Annotated in this window: 21 protein-coding genes and 1 tRNA gene; 8 read left to right on the top strand and 14 right to left on the bottom strand. The window is 68.6% G+C overall.

The features are described from left to right. The first annotated feature begins 35 nt into the window (after positions 1–35). On the top strand, positions 36–752 hold the full coding sequence (locus tag ABC766_RS10910; protein WP_345822219.1) for a 4'-phosphopantetheinyl transferase family protein: 717 nt from the start codon (positions 36–38) through the stop codon (positions 750–752). An 84-nt stretch (positions 753–836) separates the two neighbouring features. Next, positions 837–913 (top strand) — tRNA-Pro (locus ABC766_RS10905). Positions 914–1144: 231 nt separating this feature from the next. On the opposite strand, the gene ABC766_RS10900 is transcribed toward ABC766_RS10905, so the two are convergent. Further along, the gene (locus ABC766_RS10900; protein ID WP_345822217.1) at positions 1145–1402 is read right to left on the bottom strand and encodes a hypothetical protein; all 258 of its coding nucleotides are present in this window, start codon (positions 1400–1402) and stop codon (positions 1145–1147) included. Positions 1403–1639: 237 nt separating this feature from the next. Between ABC766_RS10900 and ABC766_RS10895 the strand changes: the two genes are divergently transcribed. Beyond that, entirely contained in the window at positions 1640–2680 is a 1041-nt protein-coding gene (locus ABC766_RS10895) for a hypothetical protein (protein WP_427902303.1), read from the top strand. A 9-nt stretch (positions 2681–2689) separates the two neighbouring features. Here ABC766_RS10895 and tgt read toward each other — a convergent pair whose 3' ends face one another. Both tgt and queA read right to left on the bottom strand, forming a co-directional pair. Further along, entirely contained in the window at positions 2690–3826 is a 1137-nt protein-coding gene (tgt, locus tag ABC766_RS10890) for a tRNA guanosine(34) transglycosylase Tgt (RefSeq protein WP_182592438.1), read from the bottom strand. After that, the gene (queA, locus tag ABC766_RS10885) at positions 3823–4887 is read right to left on the bottom strand and encodes a tRNA preQ1(34) S-adenosylmethionine ribosyltransferase-isomerase QueA (protein WP_342145198.1); all 1065 of its coding nucleotides are present in this window, start codon (positions 4885–4887) and stop codon (positions 3823–3825) included. Before queA ends, tgt begins: the two co-directional genes overlap by 4 nt. 97 nt (positions 4888–4984) lie before the next feature. On the opposite strand from queA, the gene ABC766_RS10880 reads away from it, so the two are divergent. The 3 genes from ABC766_RS10880 to ABC766_RS10870 all read left to right on the top strand — a co-directional run bounded on the left by ABC766_RS10880 (position 4985) and on the right by ABC766_RS10870 (position 6454). Continuing rightward, the gene (locus tag ABC766_RS10880; RefSeq protein ID WP_342145199.1) at positions 4985–5242 is read left to right on the top strand and encodes a hypothetical protein; all 258 of its coding nucleotides are present in this window, start codon (positions 4985–4987) and stop codon (positions 5240–5242) included. Further along, the gene (locus ABC766_RS10875) at positions 5239–5469 is read left to right on the top strand and encodes a hypothetical protein (protein ID WP_244538815.1); all 231 of its coding nucleotides are present in this window, start codon (positions 5239–5241) and stop codon (positions 5467–5469) included. The genes ABC766_RS10880 and ABC766_RS10875 overlap by 4 nt, the downstream gene beginning before the upstream one ends. A gap of 97 nt (positions 5470–5566) precedes the next feature. Then, positions 5567–6454: a cation diffusion facilitator family transporter gene (locus ABC766_RS10870; protein WP_043348505.1), complete on the top strand. Its 888-nt coding sequence runs from the start codon at positions 5567–5569 to the stop codon at positions 6452–6454. 5 nt (positions 6455–6459) lie between these two features. Here ABC766_RS10870 and ABC766_RS10865 read toward each other — a convergent pair whose 3' ends face one another. From ABC766_RS10865 to coxB, 10 genes are all read right to left on the bottom strand, one after another. Continuing rightward, entirely contained in the window at positions 6460–7716 is a 1257-nt protein-coding gene (locus ABC766_RS10865; RefSeq protein WP_345822215.1) for an SfnB family sulfur acquisition oxidoreductase, read from the bottom strand. A gap of 42 nt (positions 7717–7758) precedes the next feature. Then, positions 7759–8874 carry a dimethylsulfone monooxygenase SfnG gene (sfnG, locus tag ABC766_RS10860; protein ID WP_342145519.1) on the bottom strand — a complete coding sequence of 372 codons (1116 nt, stop codon included), beginning with the start codon at positions 8872–8874 and terminating at the stop codon, positions 7759–7761. Positions 8875–9086: 212 nt separating this feature from the next. Next, positions 9087–9851: an SURF1 family protein gene (locus ABC766_RS10855; protein WP_345822212.1), complete on the bottom strand. Its 765-nt coding sequence runs from the start codon at positions 9849–9851 to the stop codon at positions 9087–9089. After that, positions 9848–10228 (bottom strand): DUF983 domain-containing protein, encoded by a 381-nt coding sequence (locus ABC766_RS10850; protein WP_051044717.1) that lies wholly within the window; start codon positions 10226–10228, stop codon positions 9848–9850. The genes ABC766_RS10855 and ABC766_RS10850 overlap by 4 nt, the downstream gene beginning before the upstream one ends. 146 nt (positions 10229–10374) lie before the next feature. After that, complete coding sequence (locus tag ABC766_RS10845; RefSeq protein WP_043348496.1) at positions 10375–11238, bottom strand: cytochrome c oxidase subunit 3; 864 nt, start codon at positions 11236–11238, stop codon at positions 10375–10377. Between the two features lie 154 nt (positions 11239–11392). Continuing rightward, positions 11393–12004, bottom strand: coding sequence for a cytochrome c oxidase assembly protein (locus ABC766_RS10840; RefSeq protein WP_345822209.1), 612 nt, complete (start codon positions 12002–12004; stop codon positions 11393–11395). A gap of 10 nt (positions 12005–12014) precedes the next feature. Next, positions 12015–12179 carry a hypothetical protein gene (locus tag ABC766_RS10835; protein WP_043348492.1) on the bottom strand — a complete coding sequence of 55 codons (165 nt, stop codon included), beginning with the start codon at positions 12177–12179 and terminating at the stop codon, positions 12015–12017. A 5-nt stretch (positions 12180–12184) separates the two neighbouring features. Next, positions 12185–13135 carry a heme o synthase gene (locus ABC766_RS10830; RefSeq protein ID WP_345822207.1) on the bottom strand — a complete coding sequence of 317 codons (951 nt, stop codon included), beginning with the start codon at positions 13133–13135 and terminating at the stop codon, positions 12185–12187. Positions 13136–13350: 215 nt separating this feature from the next. Then, on the bottom strand, positions 13351–14979 hold the full coding sequence (gene ctaD, locus ABC766_RS10825) for a cytochrome c oxidase subunit I (protein ID WP_043348481.1): 1629 nt from the start codon (positions 14977–14979) through the stop codon (positions 13351–13353). 50 nt (positions 14980–15029) lie between these two features. Beyond that, positions 15030–15869: a cytochrome c oxidase subunit II gene (coxB, locus tag ABC766_RS10820; protein ID WP_342140727.1), complete on the bottom strand. Its 840-nt coding sequence runs from the start codon at positions 15867–15869 to the stop codon at positions 15030–15032. 300 nt (positions 15870–16169) lie between these two features. Between coxB and fdhD the strand changes: the two genes are divergently transcribed. Then, positions 16170–17012, top strand: a complete 843-nt coding sequence (gene fdhD, locus ABC766_RS10815) for a formate dehydrogenase accessory sulfurtransferase FdhD (protein ID WP_425287536.1) — start codon at positions 16170–16172, stop codon at positions 17010–17012. A gap of 37 nt (positions 17013–17049) precedes the next feature. Here the strand turns inward: fdhD and ABC766_RS10810 are convergent, their stop codons facing one another. Beyond that, positions 17050–17895, bottom strand: a complete 846-nt coding sequence (locus tag ABC766_RS10810; RefSeq protein WP_345822204.1) for a hypothetical protein — start codon at positions 17893–17895, stop codon at positions 17050–17052. A 538-nt stretch (positions 17896–18433) separates the two neighbouring features. Between ABC766_RS10810 and gltB the strand changes: the two genes are divergently transcribed. Further along, on the top strand, positions 18434–23149 hold the full coding sequence (gene gltB, locus ABC766_RS10805) for a glutamate synthase large subunit (RefSeq protein WP_342140728.1): 4716 nt from the start codon (positions 18434–18436) through the stop codon (positions 23147–23149). Positions 23150–23164 lie beyond the last annotated feature (15 nt).

Genomic DNA, 23164 nt, shown 5'->3' with positions numbered 1-23164 from the left:
GCTAGCGCCAGCTCTCCGCCCCTGCGAGGCGTCGCGTGAGCGCGGCTCGCGTCTGGATCGTCGATCTCGGGCTTTCTCCGGACCGGCTCCATCGCTGCGACGCCGTACTCGACGGCGCGGAGCGCCTGCGCGCGGACCGGTTCCTGCGGCCGGCGGATCGGGCGCGCTTCGTCGCCAGCCACGCGGCGCTCCGAACGGTGCTCGCCGACGCGCTCGGTCTCGCGCCGGCCGAAGTGGAGATCACGGCCGGCCCCGGCGGCAAGCCGGAGCTCGCGAGTGCGGCGCGAGGCGCCTGGCAGTTCAACCTGTCGCATTCCGGAGCGCGGGCGGTGATCGGCATCGCGCGCGACATGCCCATCGGTGTCGATGTCGAGGCCGTCCGGCCGATCGTGGACGCGCTGCGGATCGCGCGGGCGCATTTCGCCGCCGACGAGGTGTCAGCCCTGTCCCGAGCATCCCGGAGCACGGTCGAGCGTGCCTTCTTCGGTCTGTGGACCCGCAAGGAAGCCGTGGTGAAGGCGCTCGGCAGCGGCCTGTCGCTGCCCCTCGACCGGTTCAGCGTCACCGTTCCGCCTGAAGCCCCGCGTCTCCTCCGGGCGGTCGGCGACGGATCCTGGACACTGGACGGTCCGTGGAGTCTCGCGGATCTCGATTGCGGCGCGGACCATCTCGCCACGGTTGCGGTGCGTTCGGCCGCGGTGGCGATCACGAGCCACCGGCTCTCCGACGATTGGCCCGAACATCTCGGCTGAAAAGGCGCAACACCGCGCTTGCGGTGGGGGAAAGGCGCGGCTATACACCCGCTCGCTGGCCCAGCGGAGACGCGGGACGGCCTTCGGAGTGTAGCGCAGTCTGGTAGCGCACCACGTTCGGGACGTGGGGGTCGCAGGTTCAAATCCTGCCACTCCGACCAAGATTTCCCGAGACTTCCCAATCCCCGAGCGCCTCCACACCGAGGGCGGTCTGAAATCAGCCGCCTCTGTCGAGCGTGCCGTCGGAACGGGACCATCGATCCCTGCCTCTCCGCCTCACGTCTGCGTCTCCACGATCGAACCGGCCGCGCCGACGAACTCCGGCATTCCGCGCCAACTAGGGATTCATGCGCGGCGCCGCCGCTGCCGAACCTGATCGGCAGCCGTCATCGTCATGGCTCGTTTCGATCTCGGGCCGCACCGGGATCGAAACCCGCCTCGCCGGGCGCAGGCCCGTGACGTGGAAACGGCGCCATGGGCACGCTCGCCACCAAGAGCGCGATCATCGCGGAATACGAGCTCAAGAGAATCGCGGGCGGCTCACCCGTGATTTGCTGCCACCGCGTAACGAAGACATTCGTCGGCAGATCGGCGACCGCTTCCGCCGCCGTCGCGAGGGGGTCTTTCTCAGGCGGCGCGGAGGAGACCATGCGCCTCCAACGGCCTCGATCAGGATTCGGCCTTAGCCTCCGTCCAGGATGGTGAATCGAAGGTTTTTCGATCTGAGACGGGTCTGGGTGCCGCGACGAAGCGGTCAGTCGCGGTGGAGGCGGCGTGATGGCTCCGCGCATGCCCGTGTCCCTGGTCGAGCAAACCCACGGGGATGCGCCGTCGCCCGGTGTCGCCGGCTGCGACGCGGGCGGCGGAATGGCGTATGGAGCCCGCCGATGGACGCGCCGTCTCACCGCCCGATCGACCACCCTTCAGCATGGAGCGGCTTCGCCCGCACCTTCGTCGTGGCCGCCGCAATCATGGGCCTGGCGGCGATCGGCCTCGTGGCCGCAATCGACCCCTACGGATTGCGGGCCGCGCCCGGTCGTCCGCCGGGACCGATCATGGACACCAATCAGCGGCTCTCCTACCCGCAGATCGCCCGCGGCGGTCCGTTCGACGCGGCGGTCTTCGGGACCTCGACCGCACGTCTGCTCGACCCGGTGGCGCTGGACGCGGCCTTCGGCGTCCGGTTCGCCAATCTGGCCGTGAATGCCGCCACGCCCGATGAGCAGACCCGCCTCGCCGGATTGTTCCTGGCACGCAGGCCGATCCGCGCGGTCCTGTTCGGCCTCGACGCCACGTGGTGCGCCGCCGATCCGCCGGCCCGAACCGCGAACGCCTTTCCCGACTGGCTCTACGCAGACGGAGCGCCGGGGGACGTGTTGCGGCAGATGAGCTTGCGCTCGGTCACGACGGCCGTCGGAGCCGGGTTCGCAGATCTCGGGCTGGCACGGGCGAGGATCCGCGGCGACGGCTATGCGGTGTTCACGCCATCGGAGGCGCGCTACGATCTCGACCGCGCGCGGGCGCATATCCGAGCGGGGGCCGTCGAGTCATCCGCCGCGGACGCACCGGGCGCCCCGATGCCGGCCCTCGCCCATCTCGACGATCTGCTCGGCCGCGTGCCGGGGGAGGCGCTGAAGATCGTGGCGTTCATGCCGGTCCATGCGGCGGCGCAGGGAGCGCCGGACTCGGCAGCGGGCCGGCGCGAGGCGGCTTGCAAGGCGCGCACCGCGATGATCGGGAAACGCCGCGGCGCCGTCGTGGTGGATTTCCGCCGGATCTCGCCGCTCACGACCGAGGACGCGAATTACTGGGACGCGCTCCATTACCGTTTGCCCGTGGCGGCGCGCCTCGTCTCGGATCTGAAGGCCGCCGTCGCGACGGGCCATGACGATCCGGACGGAGTCTACCGCGTGCTGGCACATCCCTGAATTGGGCGGTCAGGCGGCGGCGCGCTCGGACCGGGCCCAACCCGCGCGGGTGCTGGTGCAGTAATCCGCGTAGCGGCCGTCCCGGATCGCCGCGCGGGCGCCGGCCATCAGGTCCTGATAATAGGCGAGGTTGTTCCAGGTCAGGAGCATCATCCCGAGGATCTCGTTCGACCGAACGAGGTGATGCAGATAGGCGCGGGAGTAATCCCGGGCCGCCGGACAGGTCGAGGCCTCGTCGAGCGGCGCGGTGTCCTCGGCGTGGCGGGCATTGCGCAGGTTGACGCGTCCGTGGCGCGTATAGGCGAGGCCGTGCCGGCCGGCGCGGGTCGGCATCACGCAGTCGAACATGTCGATCCCGCGGGCGACCGCGCCGAGGATGTCGTCCGGCGTGCCGACGCCCATCAGGTACCGGGGCTTCGCCGCCGGCAGATGCGGCTCCACGGTCTCGATCATGGCGAACATGACCTCCTGGGGCTCGCCCACGGCGAGGCCGCCCACCGCGTAGCCCTTGAGATCGAGATCCGTCAGCGCGCGCGCGCTCTCGACGCGCAGGGCCGGCACGTCGCCGCCCTGGACGATGCCGAACAGGGCCCGCCCGGGCTGCTCGCCGAACGCGACGCGGCAGCGCTCGGCCCAGCGCAGGGACAGATGCATGGCCTTCTCGATGGCCGCATGGTCGGCCGGCAGGCGCACGCATTCGTCGAGCTGCATCTGGATGTCCGAGCCGAGCAGACCCTGGATCTCGATGGAGCGCTCCGGGCTCATGTGGTGGGCGGTGCCGTCGATATGCGAGCGGAAGGTCACGCCCTGCTCGTCGATCTTCCGCAGGGCGGAGAGGGACATCACCTGGAAGCCGCCGGAATCCGTCAGGATCGGCCGATCCCAGTTCATGAAGCGGTGCAGGCCGCCGAGCCGGGCCATGCGCTCCGGGCCGGGCCGCAGCATCAGGTGATAGGTGTTGCCCAGCACCACGTCGGCGCCGAGGTCGCGGACCTGATCGGGATACATCGCCTTGACGGTCGCGGCGGTGCCCACCGGCATGAAGGCCGGTGTGCGGATCGTGCCGCGCGGCGTCGTGATGACGCCGGTTCGGGCGGTGTCGTCCTGCGCCAGCAGGTTGAATCCGAAGGGAACGCTGTCGGTCATGGGATGTCCGCGCGCGGGCCCGGGAAGAGCAGGCTGGCGTCGCCGTAGGAGTAAAACCGGTATTCCGCCTCGATCGCGTGCGCGTAGGCCGCGCGCATCGTCTCCAGTCCGGAGAAGGCCGAGACCAGCATGAACAGCGTCGAGCGCGGCAAGTGGAAGTTGGTCACGAGCGCATCGACCGCGCGGAACCGATAGCCCGGCGTGATGAAGATCTCGGTCGGCCCCGAGAAGGGCGCGAGCGTTCCGTCCGGGCCGGCGGCGCTCTCCAGAAGGCGCAGCGCCGTGGTGCCTACCGCAACGATCCGGCCCCCCGCGGCCCGCGCCGCGTTCAGGGCGTCGGCCGTGGCTGCGTCGAGGATGCCGATCTCCGCATGCATGCGGTGTGCGTCGGTATCCTCAGCCTTGACCGGCAGGAAGGTCCCGGCGCCGACATGCAGCGTGACGTGGTGGCGCCGCAGACCGGCGGCATCGAGATCGGACAGCAGCGCCTCGGAGAAGTGCAGGCCCGCCGTCGGCGCCGCGACCGCTCCCGGATGCCGGGCGTAGACCGTCTGGTAGTCGGTGGTGTCCCGGGTATCCGTGGCGCGCTTGCCCGCGATGTAGGGCGGCAGCGGCAGGGCGCCCTCGGCGGCGATGGCGGCGTCGAGCTCGGGCCCGGACCGGTCGAAGGCCAGGACGATCTCGCCGGCCTCGGCCTTCTCGATGACGGTGGCGCCCAGTGCGCCGAAGCGCAGTGCATCGCCCGGAGCGAGTCGTTTCGCCGGCCGGGCGAAGGCGCGCCAGCGATCCGGGGCTTCGCGCAGGTGAAGCAACACCTCCGTGCGCTGGCCCGGGGCGCCGGGACGCGTGCGGACACCGTTCAGCCGCGCAGGAATCACCTTCGTGTCATTGAAGACCAGGGCATCGCCCGCCCTGAGGGCGCCGGGAAGGTCGCGCACGGTCCGGTCGGCCGGCGGCAGGCCGGGATGAACCACGAGCAACCGCCCGGCATCGCGCGGCTCGGCCGGGCGCAGGGCGATGCTGGTTTCCGGCAGGTCGAAATCGAAGAGGTCCACGCGCATCGCCGGCTGCCTGCACCGAACGGCACGCAGTTTCAACCGCGGAACCGCCGGGGAGTGCGCCCGTTTCCGCGTCACCGAGACGCGAGGTCCTCGATCCATGCCCTGGTACGCCGTTCGCCCCCGTGATGACGCCGACCCCCGCTGGCCGCTGCCCGGCACAGCCGAGATCGTGCTGAAGGCCGAGGATCCCGAATCCGCCCGCGCGAAGTTCGAATCGGCCTATCCGAGCCAGCCCTTCGGCAGCCCCGGCGTTCCGATTCCGGATACCGGTGCCGGCAGCTTCCGCGGCGATCCGGACGCGCTGGTCGTCGCCGAGACGGGCGAGCCGCCGGCGTCGCGGGATCGCCCCGCGTGACGACCCGCGTGCCCCCCCGCGCGCCCCGCCGGTCCATCACCCTGGACGGCCAGCTCCTCGGCTATTGGGAGCGTGAGGCCGCCCGGCTGGAGACCCTGGCCGCCGCGACGCGCTTCGCTTGGCAGCGTCGGCGCTATCTCCGCAAGGCCGAGGTCGCCCACGCCAAGGCGGAGCTGAGCCGACGGCGCGAGGTTGCCCGGGGCCGCGAGACCCCGTCGGAGACATAGCCGCGGCTAACACGTTTTCGACGGTCTCGAACCTTTGCCGTGGCCTTGGCCGCGGCGGGTGCCGTATGGGCGCGGCGTCACCCCAACGGCGCAATCCATGGACCGCACCCAGAAAGCCGCCCTCTTCAGCGCGGGCATCGGCCTCGCCGTCACGGCGCTGAAATTCTACGCCGCGTGGCTCACGGGCAGCCTCGCCCTATACTCCGACGCGCTGGAGAGCATCATCAACGTGGTCGCGGCCGTGGGCGCCTTCGTGGCCCTGCGGGTCGCCGCGCGTCCGGCCGACGAGGACCATCCCTACGGACACCACAAGGCCGAGTTCTTTTCCGCGGTGATCGAGGGCGCGCTGATCGTGGTGGCTGCGCTGCTGATCCTGCGCGAATCCTATTCCGGGCTGCTCGCTCCGGAGCCCCTCGACGCGCCCCTGATCGGCCTCGCGATCAACTTCGGGGCCGGAATCATCAACGCCGCCTGGGCGGTGGCACTCATGCGGTGGGGCAAGCGCTGGCGTTCGCCGGCTCTGATCGCCGATGCGCGTCACGTCTTCGCCGACGTTGTCACGTCCTGCGGTGTCCTTGCCGGCGTCGGCGCCGTCATCCTGACCGGGTACCCGGTCCTCGACCCCGTCGTGGCCGGGCTCGTCGCGCTCAACATCCTCTGGTCCGGCTTCCGCATGGTCCGGGAGTCGGTGGACGGCCTGATGGATCGGGCCGCCCCGGCCGAGATGGTGAGCCAGATCCGGTCGCTCATCTCGCAGCACGGTGAGGGCGCGCTGGAGGCGCACGACGTGCGCACCCGCTCCGCCGGTCAGGCCACCTTCATCGATTTCCACCTCGTCGTCCCCGGGGCCATGACCGTCGAGGATTCCCACGCGATCTGCGACCGGCTGGAGTCCGCCTTGGAAACGACGATTCCCGGCGCCGTGGTGACCATCCATGTCGAGCCCGGCGAGGAGGCCAAGGCCCGGGGATTGCCCGTGCTGTAGGACCGTCAGCTCCAGGCGTGGAGCGGCGGGTTCACGCCGTTCAGGGCGTGGTTGCCCACGATCGCGTATTTCCAGCGGACCGGATCGTGCAGCGTGTGCGTGCGGGCGTTCCGCCAGTGCCGGTCGAGGTTCTCTGCCGCCAGGGTCGAGCGGGTGCCCGACAGCTCGAAGAGCTTGTTTGACGCCGCCAAGGCCACCTCGGTGGTGAGCACCTTTGCCTCGGCCACGGCGATCTGTGCCGCGGCGACCGCCTCGGCATCGGGTCGCGCCACGGCCGCGTCGAGGACGAGCCCGGCCCGGTCGAGCAGCGCTTCGGCGGCGTGCTGCCGGATGGTCAGATCGCCGATCGCGTGGATCGTGTAGGGATCGTCCGAGGCCCGTTCCAGCCCGCTATCGATCCAGGGGCGGGCCTTGTCGCGAACGAAGCGAATCGTGTCGTCCAGGGCCTCGCGGCCGATCCCGGCATCGACGGCCGCCTGGATAATCTGGAACACCGCGCCGTCGGCGGTGGGCGCCTCGTAGCCCTTCCAGGCGGGGACGAGATGGGTCTTGGGTACCCGCACGTCCTCGATCAGCACGGTCCCGCTGGCCGTACCGCGCTGGCCGAAGCTCGACCAGTCGTCGATTACCGTCAGGCCGGGCGCGTCCCGCTCGGCGATGGCGTACCAAGCACGCCCGTCTCCATCGAGCGCCACGATCGGCACGAGATGCGCGAGAAGGGCGCCCGATGCGTAGAATTTCTGGCCCCGCACGACGACGTGGTCGCCGTCATCGGTGAAGCGTGTGTCGAAATCGGCCGCCCGCTTGGTGCCGCGCTCCGAGAAGGCGTTGCCGAACCGCGTTCCGCGCAACACCTCCGAGAAGAGCAGGTGCTTCTGCGCCTCGTCCGACACGGTCCGGATGGCCGCCAGGATGCCGAGATGGTTCTGGGCGATCTGCGCGATCGATGGATCGGCAGCCGCAAGGATGGCGATCACCTGGGCCAGTGTCCGGTACGAGACCTCCGGGCCGCCATACGCCCGCGGCACGTTGATCGACCAGAGGCCGCTCTGAGAGAAGGCGTCGAGTTCCGCCAGCGGTCGTGTGGCGTGGCGGTCCCGCTCCGAGGCGCCGCCCCGGAACGCGGCAGCCAGCCGGTGGGCGACGGCCAGCGCCTCGGCATCATCACGGATCACATGGGCGGGGGAGGGCGGTCGCGCAGGGCCGGGAGCGCCCTGACGGCGCTCCGGCGCGAGCGTGCGCGCATCGACGGCGATGTTCATGGCTCACTCCAGTCAGGCAGGATACGGATCGGCGTGCGACGCTCAGGCTGCCTCGGCATGCCGGTTCCGGGCGGCCTCGAGGGCGCGGACCCGGGGGATCACGTGCGCGCCGAAATACGCGACGTCTTCCTGGAAGTGCAGGAAGGCCAGCAGCGCGAGGTCCGCACCGGCATCCTTCAGCGCCAGGATCCGCTCGGCGATCTGGTCGGGCGTGCCGATCAGATTGGTCTTGAAGCCGTCGTTGTACTGAACGAGATCCTCGAAGCTCGACTTCGCCCAGTTGCCTTCGCCTTCGGGCGAGGCCTTGCCGGCATTCTTCACCTCGTGGCCGAAAGCCTTCACGGCCTCGGGGTCGGCATTGTCGATGATCTCCTGAAGGACGGCGCGGGCCTCCTCCTCCGTGTCGCGGGCGATCACGAAGGCGTTCACCCCGATCCGGGGAGGGTTGCCGGTCTCGGCCGACTTGGCGCGGATGTCGTCCACCTGGGCGCGGATCGTCTCCGGCGTGCCGCCATTGGTGAAGTACCAGTCGGAGACGCGGGCTGCCATGTCGCGCGCCGCCCGCGACGAACCGCCCTGGAAGATCTCAGGCAGCGGCTGGGCGGGCTTCGGCTTCAACGTGTAGTCGCTGTAGCGATAGAAATCGCCGCGGAAGGTGAAGTTGTCCTGCGTCCAGATCCCGCGCAGGCTCCGGATGAATTCCTCGGACCGGCGGTAACGCTCGTCATGATCGAGCCAGGGCTCGCCGATGGCCCGGAACTCTCCCGAGAACCAGCCCGACACGATGTTCACCGCGATGCGCCCCTCGGTGAGCTGCGAGATCGTGGCGATCTGCTTGGCGGCGAGGGTCGGATGCCACGGTCCGGGCAGAAGGGCGGCGATGACCTTGAGCTTGGTCGTCGCGGCAAGCAGGGCGTGGCTGAAGGCCACCGATTCGTGTTGGTACTCAGCCCCGTAGCCGGCGGTGAACCGGATCTGCGTCAGCCCGTACTCGAACCCCGCCGCCTCGGCGATCTGGGCCAGCTTTCGATTGTACTCCGCATCCCAGCTCGTCCGCTGCGGGATCTTGCTGATCACGAGCCCACCGGAAACGTTGGGCACCCAGTAGGCGAAGCGGATCGGCTCGCGCCGCGGGTCATCGGCGAAATGGCTTGTCATCCGGCGCTACCTCAGTTGCACGGCGGCCACGCGCCGTGTCGTCTTTGGAAGATCGCCGCGAACTGAATACACTATGCACTGCGCGGCCGATCGATCTAGAACACAGAAAGTATTCTGGAGCGGCGGCGCGCGGTCAAAGGAACGGGTTGCTGTTTTTCAGCCGGACCCGGCGAGACTTTTCCTCGTCGGGAGCCAAAGAGTTCGATTTTGTCCTAGGCCGCCCGGGGCTCGGCCGAATCGTGCAGGCGGCGCCACGCGAAGACCGAGAAGACGCCGATCAGACAGGCGGCGAGGCCGAACCACGTGAACGCGTATTGCAGATGGTTGTTGGGGAGGTCGACGCGCAGCTGACCGCCCCGCGGCCAGGTCGTCTGTCCTGGGACGGCATCGGCCTCGATCAGGTAGGGTGCCACCGTGCCGAGGCCGCGGGCCGCGGCGATGCCGGCGATGTCCCGATTGAACCACTCGCCACGGGCCGGGTCGGGCTCCGGCACGAACATCCCCCGGGCCTCGCTGGAACGGAGGATTCCAGTGACCGTCGTCGGCCCCTCGATCAGGCCATCCCGGCGATCACCCTGCGCCTTCAGTTCCGTGGGCACGAAGCCCCGGTTGATCAACACGACGCTGTCGTCGTCGCGGCGCAGAGGCGTGAGAACGTAGAAGCCTTGCAGGGCGCGTCCCGGCGTCTCGCCGGCTGCCAAGCCGTGGACGAGGGTCTCACGGTCGTTGAGGAAGCGCCCGGAGACCCGGACATGCCGAAACTCGTCACGCTCCGGAGTCCAGGCCTCCGGCGTTGGGGGCGCCACGGGCTCGGCCCGGCTTTGCCGAACGATCCGCGCGATCAGGTCTTCCTTCCAGGCCTTGCGTTCGAGCTGCCATGTCCCGAGGCCGAGCAGGATGGCCAGAGCGATCAAGGACGCGATTCCCGGCGCGACGAGATCGCGCCAGGCGGCCCGCTTCGTTTCGGCAGCGGTCACGGCTCGAAGCGCCCTTCCTCGGCCCGATTGCTGAACTGAAGGGCGACCAGAAGGCCCTTGAGCGGTCGAACCAGGATCAGGCTGAGCCCGACGGAGAGTGTCAGTGCCACCGTGGCGTGGACCCAGATCGGCGGCTCGTAGGTGATCTCCAGCCACAGGGCGAGGCCCACGACGATGAGGCCGACGATCGACATCACGAAGAAGGCCGGCCCATCCGCGGAGTCGAAATGCGCGTAGTCGAGGCCGCAGGCCTCGCAGGAGGGGCGTAGGGTGAGAAACCCCTTGAACAGATGGCCCTCGCCGCAACGCGGGCACCGGCCGCGCAGGCCGGTGGGGATCGGGGGCGGCGGCGAATAGGTTCGGTTGTCCACGGGCATACTCCAGAACAGCTCCGCGCGGACCCCGGTCGTCCCGCGCCCGGGCCGTCCTATCCGATATGGGGATCACGAAGCGTCGGAAATGCAAAAGGGCGGCCTGAGCCGCCCTTCGCAGGTCCGCCATGCATCGGCGGGATGCTTCGGTCTCAGTGAGCGCCGCCGCCGTGGAAGACGCCCGAGCCCCACACGTAGATGGCGGCGAACAGGAACAGCCATACGACGTCGACGAAGTGCCAGTACCAGGCGGCGAACTCGAAGCCGAGATGCTGGCGCGGGGTGAATTGGCCCGCATAGACGCGGAACAGGCAGACCGCGAGGAAGATCGTGCCGATGATGACGTGGGCGCCATGGAAGCCCGTCGCCATGAAGAATGTCGACGCGTAGATGCTTCCCGAAAAGCCGAATTCCGCGTGGCTGTACTCGTAGGCCTGGCAGGCTGTGAACAGAACGCCGAGGATGATCGTCAGCCACAGGCCGTATTTCAGGCCCTTGCGGTCGCCCTCGATCAGCGCGTGGTGGGCCCAGGTCACCGTGGTGCCGGAGGTCAGCAGGATCAGCGTGTTGAGGAGCGGCAGATGCCAGGGATCGAAGGCCTCGATACCCTTCGGCGGCCAGACGCCGCCGGTAAACTCCACACGCGAGACCTGGATGGGATCGGCGGTGTAGAGCGCGGCCTCGAAGTAGGCCCAGAACCACGCGACGAAGAACATCACCTCGGAGGCGATGAACATCATCATGCCGTAGCGGTGGTGCAGCTGGACGACGCGGGTGTGATCGCCGGAATTGGCCTCGTGGGCCACGTCCCGCCACCACGAGAACATCGTGTAGAGGACGCCGATCGTGCCGGCCCCGAAGATGTAGGGGCCTGGGCTCAAGGTGCCGATCTGGAGGCTCTTCATCCAGAACACGGCGCCGAACGCCATCAGGAAGCCTGAAAAGGCCCCGATCAACGGCCACGGGCTCGGACTCAGGATGTGATAGTCGTGATTCTTGGCGTGCGCCTCGGCCATCGTCCCGTCGCTCCTCACCCTCGTGCCCCGCGCCGTTCCCGGCATCCGGCCTTACGCTGTTCGTTGCTTGCTCTTGGCCGGGCGCGGCCGACACCACACCCAAGCTTGCCCGAACGTTTAGTCGGTGCAGCCCCGTCTTGTCACGGGTCCGCGATCAGAAATCGCCCTTCGTCTCCGAAGAACCGGACTTCGCCACCGTCGCCTTGACCGGCTGGCCGTTCTTGGAGGCGAAGTACGTGTAGGACAGCGTCATCTCCGAGAGATGCGCGGTGTTCGAATCGTCCCGGACGGCCGGATCGACATAGAACACCACGGGCACGTCCAGTGTCTCGCCGGGCTGAAGCGTCTGCTCGTTGAAGCAGAAACAGGCGATCTTGACGAAATAGCCGCCCATCAGGCCGGGCTGGACGTTGAAGGTGGCCACACCCGCCGACGGTGCGCTGCCGACATTCTGCACCCGGAAGAAGACTGTCTTCGTCTCGCCGAGCTTCGCTTCGACGCGGCTCACTTCCGGGAGGAACTTCCAGGACAGCCCCGGCGCGACGTTCGTGTCGAAATGCACGACCATGCTGTCGTCGGTGCGTGCCGCGGAGGCGGCGAGCGCTGGCCCCTGGCGGGGCGTTCCGTCGTAGCCGGTCGCCTTGCAGAACGCGTTGTAGAGAGGGACCGACGCGAAGGCGAGGCCGACCATGCCGACGGCGAGACCGGCGCAGGCGATGGCGGTACGCTTGGCGCCGCGACCCGGACCAGAAGGGGCAGCTGTCATCGCGAACTCCTCAGAGCGGCCGGCTCAGGATCTGCGGTCCGAGCTTGACGATCGTCAGCACGAAGAACAGCAAAACCCAGGCGCCGAGGGCCAGCGCGATGGCCACGGAGCGCTTCCGGCGGCGCGCCTCCTCCTCGGGGGTCAGTGGCCGGTACTGGATCTCGGGATCCGCCATAGCGCTCAGCCCAGGACCGGGCGGAACAGGCCGAAGCTCTGCTCGGCCAGGAGCGCCGAGAACAGCGCGAACAGGTAGAGGATCGAGAAGCCGAACATGCCCATGGCGGCACGCTTCTCGGCATCGCCCTCGCGGTTCCGGAGAACCCGGATGCTGAAGGCCACCATACCGACGCCGCCCACGAGGCCGACCACCGCGTAGACGAGGCCGCCGAAGCCGAGCGCAACCGGCACGAGGCCGAGGGGCGCGAGGAGCAGCGAGTACCACACGATCTGGCGGCGGGTGGAGGCCGGGCCGGCGACGTTCGGCATCATCGGGATGCCGGCGCGGGCGTACTCGTCGGCCTTGATCAGGGCGAGCGCCCAGAAGTGGGGCGGGGTCCAGATGAAGATGATGGCGAACAGGATCAGGGACTCGATGCCCACCGAGCCGGTCACCACCGCCTGACCGATGACCGGCGGTAGGGCGCCCGCGGCGCCGCCGATGACGATGTTCTGCGCCGTCGCCCGCTTCAGCCACATGGAATAGACCACCGCGTAGAACACGATGGTGAAGGCCAGGAGCGCCGCGGCCAGCCAGTTGGCGGTGAGGCCCAGCACCAGGACGGACGCGACCGACAGGAACAGGCCGAAGCCGAGGGCTTCCTCCGACGTGATCTTGCCCGCAGGGATCGGCCGCGTCGCCGTGCGGCTCATCACGGCGTCGATATCCGCGTCCCACCACATGTTGAGGCAGCCGGAGGCACCGGCGCCGACCGCGATGGCGAGCAGCGAGATCGCGCCGATCGCCGGCTGCACGTGCCCGTGGGAGACCACCATGCCGACCAGGGCGGTGAAGATGACGAGGACCATCACCCGCGGCTTCAGCAGGGCGAAATAGTCCGGAACGTCGCCGCCGGCGCTCGTGAGGGCCGGGGCGGGGACCTCCGGTCCGATCGTGTTCGTCAGGCTCGTCATCGCGTCTGCCGCTGCTGTGTCGGCGCCCGGCCGCGCGCGTCACGGCCGAGTCGGTTCTCGAATTCGACGTGTTCCAAGAGTCGGCGTGAGCGGGGCCCAGGACGTCGTCCTCGGCCCGTGCGGATCGCCCTCAACGCTCGCCCTTGCCGGGAGGTCGGCCGACCGGCCTCCGGGGAAGGGCGAGGGCCGCGGATGCGGCCCTCGCGAGGTCTCTATCAGTGCGCGCCCGGCTCGTCGACGATGCGGGGCAGCGTCTCGAACTGGTGGAAGGGCGGCGGGGAGGAGAGCGTCCACTCGAGGGTGGTGGCGCCTTCGCCCCACGGGTTGTCCGCGGCCCGCTCCTTGGAGCGGAAGGCCAGGACCACGCCGATCACGAACACGAACATGCCGAGGCCGAAGATGTGGCCGCCGTAGGTCGACACCTTGTGCCACTGGGCGAAGGCATCCGGATAGTCGGCGTAGCGACGCGGCATGCCGGCGAGGCCGAGGAAGTGCATCGGGAAGAACAGGACGTTCGCGCCGATGAAGGCCAGCCAGAAGTGCAGCTTGCCGGCCCACTCGGGGATGATGTGGCCGGTCATCTTCGGGAACCAGTAGTAGACACCGGCGAAGATGATGAACACGGCACCCAGGGACAGCACGTAGTGGAAGTGCGCGACCACGTAGTAGGTGTCGTGCAGGTATTTATCGACCGCCGAGTTGGCGAGCACGACGCCGGTGACGCCGCCGACGGTGAACAGGAAGATGAAGCCCACCGCCCAGTGCATCGCGGCGGTGAAGCGGATGGAGCCGCCCCACATGGTGGCGATCCACGAGAAGATCTTCACGCCGGTCGGGACCGCGATCACCATGGTGGCGAACACGAAGTAGGACTGCGTCTGCAGCGACAGGCCGACCGTGTACATGTGGTGGGCCCACACGACGAAGCCGACGACGCCGATCGCCACCATGGCGTAGGCCATCGCGAGGTAGCCGAACACGGGCTTGCGCGAGAACGTGGCGATGATGTGCGACACGATGCCGAAGGCCGGCAGGATCATGATGTACACTTCGGGGTGACCGAAGAACCAGAACAGGTGCTGGTACAGGATCGGGTCACCGCCGCCGGCCGGATCGAAGAAGGTCGTGCCGAAGTTGCGGTCCGTCAGCAGCATCGTGATGGCACCCGCCAGCACCGGCAGCGAGAGCAGCAGCAGGAAGGCGGTCACCAGCTCGGCCCAGGCGAAGAGCGGCATCTTGTGCAGCGTCATGCCGGGGGCGCGCATGTTCAGGATGGTGGTGATGAAGTTGATCGCGCCGAGGATCGAGCCCGCGCCCGAGAGGTGCAGGGCGAAGATCGCGAAGTCGACGGCCGGGCCGGGATGGCCGGCGGTCGAGAGCGGCGGGTAGACGGTCCAGCCGGTGCCGGCGCCGGACGCGCCGGGCGCGCCCTCGACGAACAGCGAGCAGAGCAGGGAGCAGAAGCCCGCCACCGTCAGCCAGAACGAGATGTTGTTCATGCGCGGGAACGCCATGTCGGGCGCGCCGATCATGAGGGGCACGAACCAGTTGCCGAAGCCACCGATCAGCGCCGGCATCACCATGAAGAACACCATGATGAGGCCGTGTCCCGTGACGAACACGTTGTAGGTCGCGGGGTTCGAGAAATACTGCAGGCCGGGCGCCTCCATCTCCATCCGGATGCCGAAGGAGAGGAACGCGCCGATCATGCCGGCGCAGAAGGCGAACAGCAGGTAGAGGGTGCCGATGTCCTTGTGGTTCGTCGACAGGAACCAGCGGGCGAAGAACGATGGCTTGTGGTCGTGGACCTCGTGGGCCCCGGCATGGGCTGCGGCTGTAGCCATGGATTCGAATGCCTTGTGAATCTGATGGGTTCGGTTCGGTCAGCCGGGGCTCAGCGGGCCTCGGCGAAGCTCGTGCCGTTGTCGATGCGGGCGTACTTGGTCTTCGCCTCCTTCAGCCATTCGGCATAGGCCTGCTCGCTGACCACGCGGACCACGATCGGCATGTAGGCATGGCGCTGGCCGCACAGCTCGGAGCACTGACCGTGGAAGGTGCCTTCCTTGTCGGCCTTGAACCACATCTGGTTCAGGCGGCCGGGAACGGCGTCGATCTTGAAGCCGAAGGCCGGCATGGCCCAGGAATGCAGCACGTCGGCAGCGGTGACCTGGATCTTTACGATCTTGTTGACCGGAACAACCATCTCGTTGTCGGTCTGGAGCAGGCGCGGCTGCTTGTCCTCGTCGATGTTGGCGTCGAAGGTGAAGCCGCCGCCGGCCTCGGTCTGCGGGTACTCGTAGGACCAGTACCACGCGTGGCCGATGACCTTGACGATCATGTCGGCCTTCGGATCCGAGAGCTGCGTGCGCAGCAGGCGGAAGGACGGGATCGCGACGGCGACCAGGATCAGCACCGGCACGATCGTCCAGGCGATCTCGATGGCGGTGTTGTGCGTGGTGCGCGACGGCGTCGGGTTCCGCTTCTCGCTGAAGCGGTAGATGCACCAGAGGATCAGCCCCAGGACGAAGACGGAAATCCCGAGGGACAGCCAGTGCAGGCCGATTTCGAAGTTCAGGATGTCGCGCGCGTTGTCGGTGACCGGAATCTGCCGGTCCATCTCCCACGGCACGGGCTGACCGAAGCCCGCAGCCTGCGTGCCTGATATCGGGAAGAGCAGGGCGCCGAGAGCGGCGAGGCTCCAGAGTGACCGGTTGATCGTCCGCACCGTCCGCATCTGCCTCTCGTGGCTCCCTTGAACTATCTGGCTGCCGCCGAACCGTCCCGTCTTGACTGCGTGCGGGATTGTACCGACGTGACGGAGTACCGGTTGTGTCACCCGGCATTATCCGACCGGGGCTTCAGACCACAAGGGCCGGCGAGGTGCAACCGCACAAGCGTCGCATCGCGCGCTTTCCAGCCAGTTGGCGGTGTCTCGTGGCGTCGGCGCACTAGGGAACGGCGAAATCATTCACGGTCGCATGGCGCGGGGGATGAGCCATCGCCGGCCGTTCGTATCACCCCATCGGAGTTCGAGATGTCGACGGAAACCGGAAGCCGAACGTCCGGTCTGCCGCCCTGCGCGGTGCCGGTGTCCATGCAGGTGATGGCCTATGACGGTTCGGCGCCGAAGCCCGACATGCGAGCGCTGGCAGCGGAGGCGCCGGTCAACCTCGTCTACGGCAGCGTGCCGCACGCGGTGATGATGGCGACGCCCGCCGATCTGGAGGATTTCGCCTACGGGTTCAGCCTCACGGAAGGGATCGTGGACAGCGTGGACGAGATCCGCGCGACCCGGGTCGAGATGGCCGAGGACGGCCTGCGCCTTCACGTCGATCTGGCGCCCGGTCGGCTTCGCGAGCACTTGGCGCGCAAGCGCGCCATCAGCGGCCGGACCGGTTGCGGCGTCTGTGGCATCGAGGATCTGGCGCAACTGCCGCGGGCCGGGGGGCGGGCCGGGTCCGAAGTCCGGATCGCTCTTCCGGCCATCGCCCGCGCGCTCTCCGAGCTGGATCGGGCGCAGGTGCTCGGCGCGGAGACGCGCGCCGTTCACGCGGCGGCCTGGGCTCGCCGCGACGGCAGCCTCGCGGCGGTCCGTGAGGATGTCGGCCGCCACAACGCTCTCGACAAGCTGATCGGCGCCCTGATGCGGGCGGGCACGCCCGCGGACGAGGGCTTTCTCGTCATCACCAGCCGCTGCTCGTTCGAGATGGTTGAAAAGGCCGCACGGCTCGGCGCGGCTGTGATCGTCGCCATCTCGGCACCGACGTCGCTGGCCCTCGAACGTGCCCGATCCTATGGCCTGACGCTCTGCGCCATCGCGCGAGCCGATACCGTCACGGTCTTCACGGGCGCAGAGAGGCTGACCGCCGGCGGCTGACCACCGGCGGGTGACGCCGAGGCCAGAGCCTGCGCGTCTATTCGGACGGGCCCGGGACGATGGTGGCACCGCCGATCACCCGCACCGGCTTCTTGTCCGACGGCGGGTCCTTCCAGTCCTTCGCGGCCGGCTTGGCCGCGTCCGCGACGGGGGCTCCGGCCGGCTTCGAGGGTGCTGCAGCAGGCGTCGTCGGGGCCGGCGAGGGGGATTTCTCGATCGATGCCGCCTTGGTCTCGGGCGCCGAGGGCGGATTCGGATCGCTCTTGGCCGTGTCGGCGGGAGCGATCTTGGGGGCCGGCGCCTCGGGTGAGGTGCGGTGGGGCGTCTTCAGCTCCGGCGTGCGCGCGGGCGTCGCCCGTGCGACCTTTCTGGACGGAGCGCTGCGGACGACGCCGTCGGGGTTGAGCCCGTCGGGATTGACGTCCGGTCGGAAGGCTTCGCCACCCGGTCGGCGCTGCGGTCGCGCCATCGGGTCCTCGGCGGGCGGGGCCGGGCGGATCGCGCGACGGGGGAGGGCCTCGTCCTCGGTCCAGCCGAATCCGGGTGTGGGCCGCTCAAGCCGCGCGTAGGTTTCCGGCGCCCCCGTCCGCTGGCGGCCCACGATCGCCCCTGTCATCGGATCGACGAAAAGCCGCACCGGCACGCCGGCGGGGCCGACGGCCTCGACGACGTAGACCCGTCCGTCGAAGCGCGGGCGGCTCAAGCCGCTGAAGCCGCGGTCGGCGAGGCGCCAAGCCACGACGCGCGGGGGGAGGATCTCATCCTCGAAAGCGAATTGTGCGTGGGCGCCGCTGGATGCACCCAGGCAGGTCGCGGCCGATAGGACGACCGCGCCCAGCGTCAGGATCGTCGGTCGTCGGAGGCGTGCAACTCTGCTCTTCATCGTCACTCTTGTGCGTTCTCGGTTTGGAGACCCGGCAGAGTGTCCGGTTCCGGCATGGTCCGGGCCGGTGGACCCGGACCTCGACCATGCCGGCGAGGTCGTTGCCCCGCATGCCGCTTGTGCTCGGCCTGCCCGGTAGAACCCGCGATTCGGGCGAGATTGCGGAGGCCGGGAGCCGGGTCCGCCCCCTCATCCAGAGCGGCGACGCCGCAGCCGCCGGCAGTCTCTTGCTGAAAACATTTCAATCTGGCAGTTTTGCGACTTAGGACAGCACAACTGTCCCATCGGCCGTGCACCCCGGCCGTCGCCGTCTCGCGCGCGGGCGAGATTTTCGGCTGACGGATACGGGCGCGCCAGCGCACCGCTCCCTGAGCGGTCTGGGTCCTCGATGAACGCAAGCCGACGGACGTGTCCACCCGGACCGGCCGGATGGCCTGCGGCAAGAGGCCGAAGCGCCGGGCGCCGACGGCTTGCGGGCATGAAACATGCTCGCGGGTTCTTGGCTGCGGACGGGTTCGAGGGAAGGACGAGACGAAGCATGTCACAACGCAGGGCTGCCGAAGAGTTTGCTGCGTCCACGGCCCAGGCTGCCGCCCCGCGCGGCGGCGCGATGCCGCTCATCGTGCGCGATCCCGCCCTTCCGAAAGCCCAGGGTTCCTACGATCCCGTGAACGAGCGCGATGCCTGCGGCGTCGGCTTCATCGCCGACATGCACGACCGCCGGACCCACGCGATCGTCGCGCAGGGTCTGAAAATCCTGGAGAACCTCGACCATCGCGGTGCGGTGGGCGCCGATCCCAAGATGGGCGACGGCTGCGGCATCCTCACGCAGATTCCGCACGGCTTCTTCGCCGAGGAATGCTCGCGGCTCGGATTCGAGCTGCCGCCGGCGGGTTCGTACGCGATCGGCCAGTTCTTCATGCCGAAGGCGGACGAGCCGCGGGCGATCATTCAGGAGATCGTCGAATCGGCGCTCGCCGCCGAGGGCCTGCCGCTGCTCGGCTGGCGCGACGTGCCGGTCGATCCGGAGGATCTCGGAGAGGCCGTGAAGGCGACCGAGCCGCATCACCGTCAGGTCTTCATCGGCCGGCCGGCCTCGGTCACCGACCAGGACGCGTTCGAGCGCCGAGTCTATGTTGCCCGCAAGGTGATCTCCAACAAGGTCTACGCCCTCGAAGACCCGCGGGTGAAGGAGTTCTACCCGGTCTCCGTGTCGTCCCGGACCATCGTCTACAAGGGCATGGTGCTGGTCACGCAGCTCGGCGGCTACTTCCTCGACCTGAAGGACAAGCGCTTCGTCTCGGCGATCGCCCTCGTCCACCAGCGTTTCGCCACCAATACGTTCCCGACCTGGCGGCTGTCGCACCCGTACCGGATGGTTGCCCATAACGGCGAAATCAACACGCTGCGCGGCAACGTCAACTGGATGGCCGCCCGTCAGGCGAGCGTCGATTCCGACCTGTTCGGCAACGACATCTCGAAGCTGTGGCCGATCTCGTACGAAGGGCAGTCGGATACCGCATGCTTCGACAACGCCCTCGAGTTCCTCGTGCAGGGCGGATACCCGCTCGCCCACGCGATGATGATGCTCATCCCGGAGGCCTGGGCCGGCAACCCGCTGATGACCGAGGAGCGGCGCGCCTTCTACGAGTATCACGCCGCGCTGATGGAGCCGTGGGACGGCCCCGCCGCCGTGGCCTTCACGGACGGCCGCCAGATCGGCGCGACCCTCGACCGGAACGGTCTGCGCCCGGCCCGCTACATCGTCACCGATGACGGCCTCGTGGTGCTCGCCTCCGAGATGGGTACCCTGCCGATCCCGGACGAGAAGATCGTGCAATCCTGGCGCCTCCAGCCGGGCCGCATGCTGCTGATCGACCTGCAGAAGGGTCGCATCGTCTCGGACGAGGAGATCAAGGGCGAGCTCGCCGCCGCGCACCCCTATGCCGATTGGGTCAAGAACACCCAGATCGTCCTGGAGGATCTGCGTCCTGTGCAGCCGCGCGAGTCGCGCGGCGACGTCAGCCTGCTCGATCGCCAGCAGGCCTTCGGCTACACCCAGGAAGACCTCAAGCTGCTGATGCAGCCCATGGCCGTCACCGGCCAGGAGGCGGTCGGCTCGATGGGCACGGATACGCCGCTCTCGGCGCTCTCCGAGAAGTCGAAGCTGCTCTACACCTACTTCAAGCAGAACTTCGCGCAGGTCACGAACCCGCCGATCGACCCGATCCGCGAGGAGGCCGTGATGAGCCTCGTGTCGTTCATCGGGCCGCGGCCGAACCTGCTCGACATGGAAGGCGCCTCCCGGCGCAAGCGCCTGGAGGTCCGCCAGCCGATCCTGACGAACGGTGACCTGGAGAAGATCCGCTCGATCGGCCATTTCGAGGACCGGTTCGACACCAAGACGCTCGACATGACCTACCCGGCCGAGTCGGGCGCGCAGGCCATGGACGGGGCGCTGGACCGCCTCTGCGACCGGGCCGAGGCTGCGGTGCGCGGCGGCTACAACATCATCGTTCTCACCGACCGGGCGGTCGGGCCGGACCGGATCCCGATTCCGGCGCTGCTCGCCACGGCCTCCGTCCACAATTACCTGATCCGTAAGGGGCTGCGGACCTCGGTCGGCCTCGTGGTCGAATCGGGCGAGCCGCGCGAAGTGCATCACTTCGCCTGCCTGGCGGGCTACGGCGCCGAGGCGATCAACCCGTATCTCGCCTTCGAGACGCTGCTCGAGATGAAGGATGAGTTCCCCCCGGATCTCACCGACGACGAGATCATCTACCGTTACATCAAGGCGATCGATAAGGGCCTGCTGAAGGTGATGTCCAAGATGGGCATCTCGACCTACCAGTCCTATTGCGGCGCCCAGATCTTCGACGCGGTCGGCCTGAACTCGACCTTCGTGGGCCGCGACTTCTTCGGCACGGCGACGACCATCGAGGGCGTCGGCATGGCCGAGATCGCCGAGGAGACGGTGCGCCGTCACCGCGACGCCTTCGGGGACGCGCCGGTCTACCGGAACGCCCTCGATGTCGGCGGCGAGTACGCCTACCGCCTGCGCGGCGAGACCCACACCTGGACGCCGGACACGGTCGCCACGCTGCAGCACGCGGTGCGCCTCAACGTGCCCGAGCGCTACCGGGAATATGCCGATCTCGTGAACCGCCAGGAGCACCAGCTCAAGACGCTGCGCGGCCTGTTCCGGATCAAGTCGGCGCCGGAGATCGGCCGTCAGCCGGTCCCGCTCGAGTCGGTCGAGCCAGCCTCCGAGATCGTCAAGCGCTTCGCCACGGGCGCCATGTCGTACGGCTCCATCTCCAAGGAGGCGCACGAGACGCTCGCCATCGCGCTGAACTCCTTCGGCGGCCGCTCGAACTCCGGCGAGGGCGGCGAGGAGGTCGAGCGGTTCAAGCCGCTGCCGGACGGGCGCTCGCGCCGGTCCTCGATCAAGCAGGTTGCGTCCGGCCGTTTCGGCGTCACGACGGAATATCTCGTCAATTCCGACATGATGCAGATCAAGGTCGCGCAGGGTGCCAAGCCCGGCGAGGGCGGCCAGCTGCCCGGCCACAAGGTCGACGCCAAGATCGCCAAGGTCCGCTACGCCACGCCGGGCGTCGGCCTGATCTCGCCGCCGCCCCACCACGACATCTACTCGATCGAGGATCTGGCCCAGCTGATCTTCGACCTGAAGAACGTGAATCCGTCGGCGGACGTGTCGGTGAAGCTCGTTTCCGAGGTCGGTGTCGGCACGGTCGCGGCCGGCGTCGCCAAGGCGCGGGCCGACCACATCACGATCTCGGGCTTCGACGGCGGCACCGGTGCCGCGCCGCTGACCTCGCTCAAGCATGCGGGCGGGCCGTGGGAGACCGGGCTGGCCGAGACCCAGCAGACGCTGGTGCTCAACGGCCTGCGCGGGCGCGTCGCCCTCCAGGCCGACGGCGGTATCCGTACCGGGCGCGACGTGATCATCGCGGCCCTGCTCGGCGCCGACCAGATGGGCTTCTCGACGGCGCCGCTGATCGCCGCCGGCTGCATCATGATGCGCAAGTGCCATCTGAACACCTGTCCGGTGGGCGTTGCCACGCAGGATCCGGTGCTGCGCAAGCGCTTCAAGGGCACGCCCGAGCACGTGGTGAACTACTTCTTCTTCGTGGCCGAGGAGGTGCGCGAGATCCTGGCGTCGCTGGGCTTCACCAAACTGGAGGAAGCGGTCGGACGCTCGGACCTGCTCGACAAGGTCGACGCCATCGCCCACTGGAAGGCGCGCGGGCTCGACTTCACCAAGCTGTTCCATCGGCCGAAGGTGGCCGAGGGCACGGCGATCCGCCACGTGGAGGTGCAGCATCACCCGATCGACACGGTCCTCGACCGTCGCCTGATCGCGGGTGCCCAGCGCGCCATCGAGACCGGCGAGCCCGTGGTCCTGACCGACACGATCCGGAATTCGGATCGGGCGACCGGAGCGATGCTGTCCGGCATGGTCGCCAAGGCGCATGGGCACGAGGGCCTGCCCGACGACACCATCGTGGTGAAGCTCGCCGGCACCGCCGGCCAGAGCTTCGGCGCCTGGGTGGCGGCCGGCGTGACCCTCGAGCTGACGGGCCACGGCAACGACTATGTCGGCAAGGGCCTGTCGGGCGGCAAGCTGATCATCCGGCCGAGCGACGCGCTGAAGTCGCCGCAGGACCGGACCATCATGGTCGGCAATACGGTGCTGTACGGGGCGATCGCGGGCGAGTGCTACATCCGCGGCTCTGCCGGCGAGCGCTTCGCCGTGCGGAACTCGGGCGCCATCACGGTGGTCGAGGGCATGGGCGACCATGGCTGCGAGTACATGACCGGCGGCGTGGTCGTGTCGATCGGCGAGACCGGGCGCAACTTCGCGGCCGGCATGTCGGGCGGCATCGCCTACGTGCTCGACGAGGACGGCTCGTTCTCGGCGCGCTGCAACCTGTCGATGGTCGATCTGGAGCCGGTCGAGGAGGAGGACGACCTGATGCGTCGCTTCCACCAGGACGGCGATCTGGAGACCAAGGGGCGGGTCGACATCCTGGCCGACATGTCCGGGCACGACGAGGAGCGGCTGACGCAGCTCATCACCAACCATCTCAAGTACACGGGCAGCCCCCGCGCCAAGGCGATCCTCGACGATTGGAGCGGCTACCGCACCAAGTTCGTGAAGGTCATGCCGGTGGAGTACCGCCGGGCGTTGCGCGAGATGGAGATGGCGCGGATGCCGGTGGCCGCGGAATAGGCGGACACCCGAACC

Origin of the sequence: Methylobacterium fujisawaense (genome assembly GCF_039619325.1) — a bacterium.
In the GTDB taxonomy this organism is placed as follows: domain Bacteria; phylum Pseudomonadota; class Alphaproteobacteria; order Rhizobiales; family Beijerinckiaceae; genus Methylobacterium; species Methylobacterium fujisawaense.
The sequence above is the reverse complement of the archived record's forward strand: the minus strand, read 5'-3'. Positions and strand labels throughout refer to the sequence as shown.

Excerpts from the sequence above, each read along its gene's own strand:
- ABC766_RS10900 (WP_345822217.1), bottom strand. The coding sequence starts at position 1,402 with ATGGTCTCCTCCGCGCCGCCTGAGAAAGACCCCCTCGCGACGGCGGCG.
- ABC766_RS10895 (WP_427902303.1), top strand. The coding sequence starts at position 1,640 with ATGGACGCGCCGTCTCACCGCCCGATCGACCACCCTTCAGCATGGAGC.
- tgt (WP_182592438.1), bottom strand. The coding sequence starts at position 3,826 with ATGACCGACAGCGTTCCCTTCGGATTCAACCTGCTGGCGCAGGACGAC.
- queA (WP_342145198.1), bottom strand. The coding sequence starts at position 4,887 with ATGCGCGTGGACCTCTTCGATTTCGACCTGCCGGAAACCAGCATCGCC.
- ABC766_RS10880 (WP_342145199.1), top strand. The coding sequence starts at position 4,985 with ATGCCCTGGTACGCCGTTCGCCCCCGTGATGACGCCGACCCCCGCTGG.
- ABC766_RS10870 (WP_043348505.1), top strand. The coding sequence starts at position 5,567 with ATGGACCGCACCCAGAAAGCCGCCCTCTTCAGCGCGGGCATCGGCCTC.
- ABC766_RS10865 (WP_345822215.1), bottom strand. The coding sequence starts at position 7,716 with ATGAACATCGCCGTCGATGCGCGCACGCTCGCGCCGGAGCGCCGTCAG.
- sfnG (WP_342145519.1), bottom strand. The coding sequence starts at position 8,874 with ATGACAAGCCATTTCGCCGATGACCCGCGGCGCGAGCCGATCCGCTTC.
- ABC766_RS10850 (WP_051044717.1), bottom strand. The coding sequence starts at position 10,228 with ATGCCCGTGGACAACCGAACCTATTCGCCGCCGCCCCCGATCCCCACC.
- ABC766_RS10845 (WP_043348496.1), bottom strand. The coding sequence starts at position 11,238 with ATGGCCGAGGCGCACGCCAAGAATCACGACTATCACATCCTGAGTCCG.
- ABC766_RS10840 (WP_345822209.1), bottom strand. The coding sequence starts at position 12,004 with ATGACAGCTGCCCCTTCTGGTCCGGGTCGCGGCGCCAAGCGTACCGCC.
- ABC766_RS10835 (WP_043348492.1), bottom strand. The coding sequence starts at position 12,179 with ATGGCGGATCCCGAGATCCAGTACCGGCCACTGACCCCCGAGGAGGAG.
- ABC766_RS10830 (WP_345822207.1), bottom strand. The coding sequence starts at position 13,135 with ATGACGAGCCTGACGAACACGATCGGACCGGAGGTCCCCGCCCCGGCC.
- ctaD (WP_043348481.1), bottom strand. The coding sequence starts at position 14,979 with ATGGCTACAGCCGCAGCCCATGCCGGGGCCCACGAGGTCCACGACCAC.
- coxB (WP_342140727.1), bottom strand. The coding sequence starts at position 15,869 with ATGCGGACGGTGCGGACGATCAACCGGTCACTCTGGAGCCTCGCCGCT.
- fdhD (WP_425287536.1), top strand. The coding sequence starts at position 16,170 with ATGTCGACGGAAACCGGAAGCCGAACGTCCGGTCTGCCGCCCTGCGCG.
- ABC766_RS10810 (WP_345822204.1), bottom strand. The coding sequence starts at position 17,895 with ATGAAGAGCAGAGTTGCACGCCTCCGACGACCGACGATCCTGACGCTG.
- gltB (WP_342140728.1), top strand. The coding sequence starts at position 18,434 with ATGTCACAACGCAGGGCTGCCGAAGAGTTTGCTGCGTCCACGGCCCAG.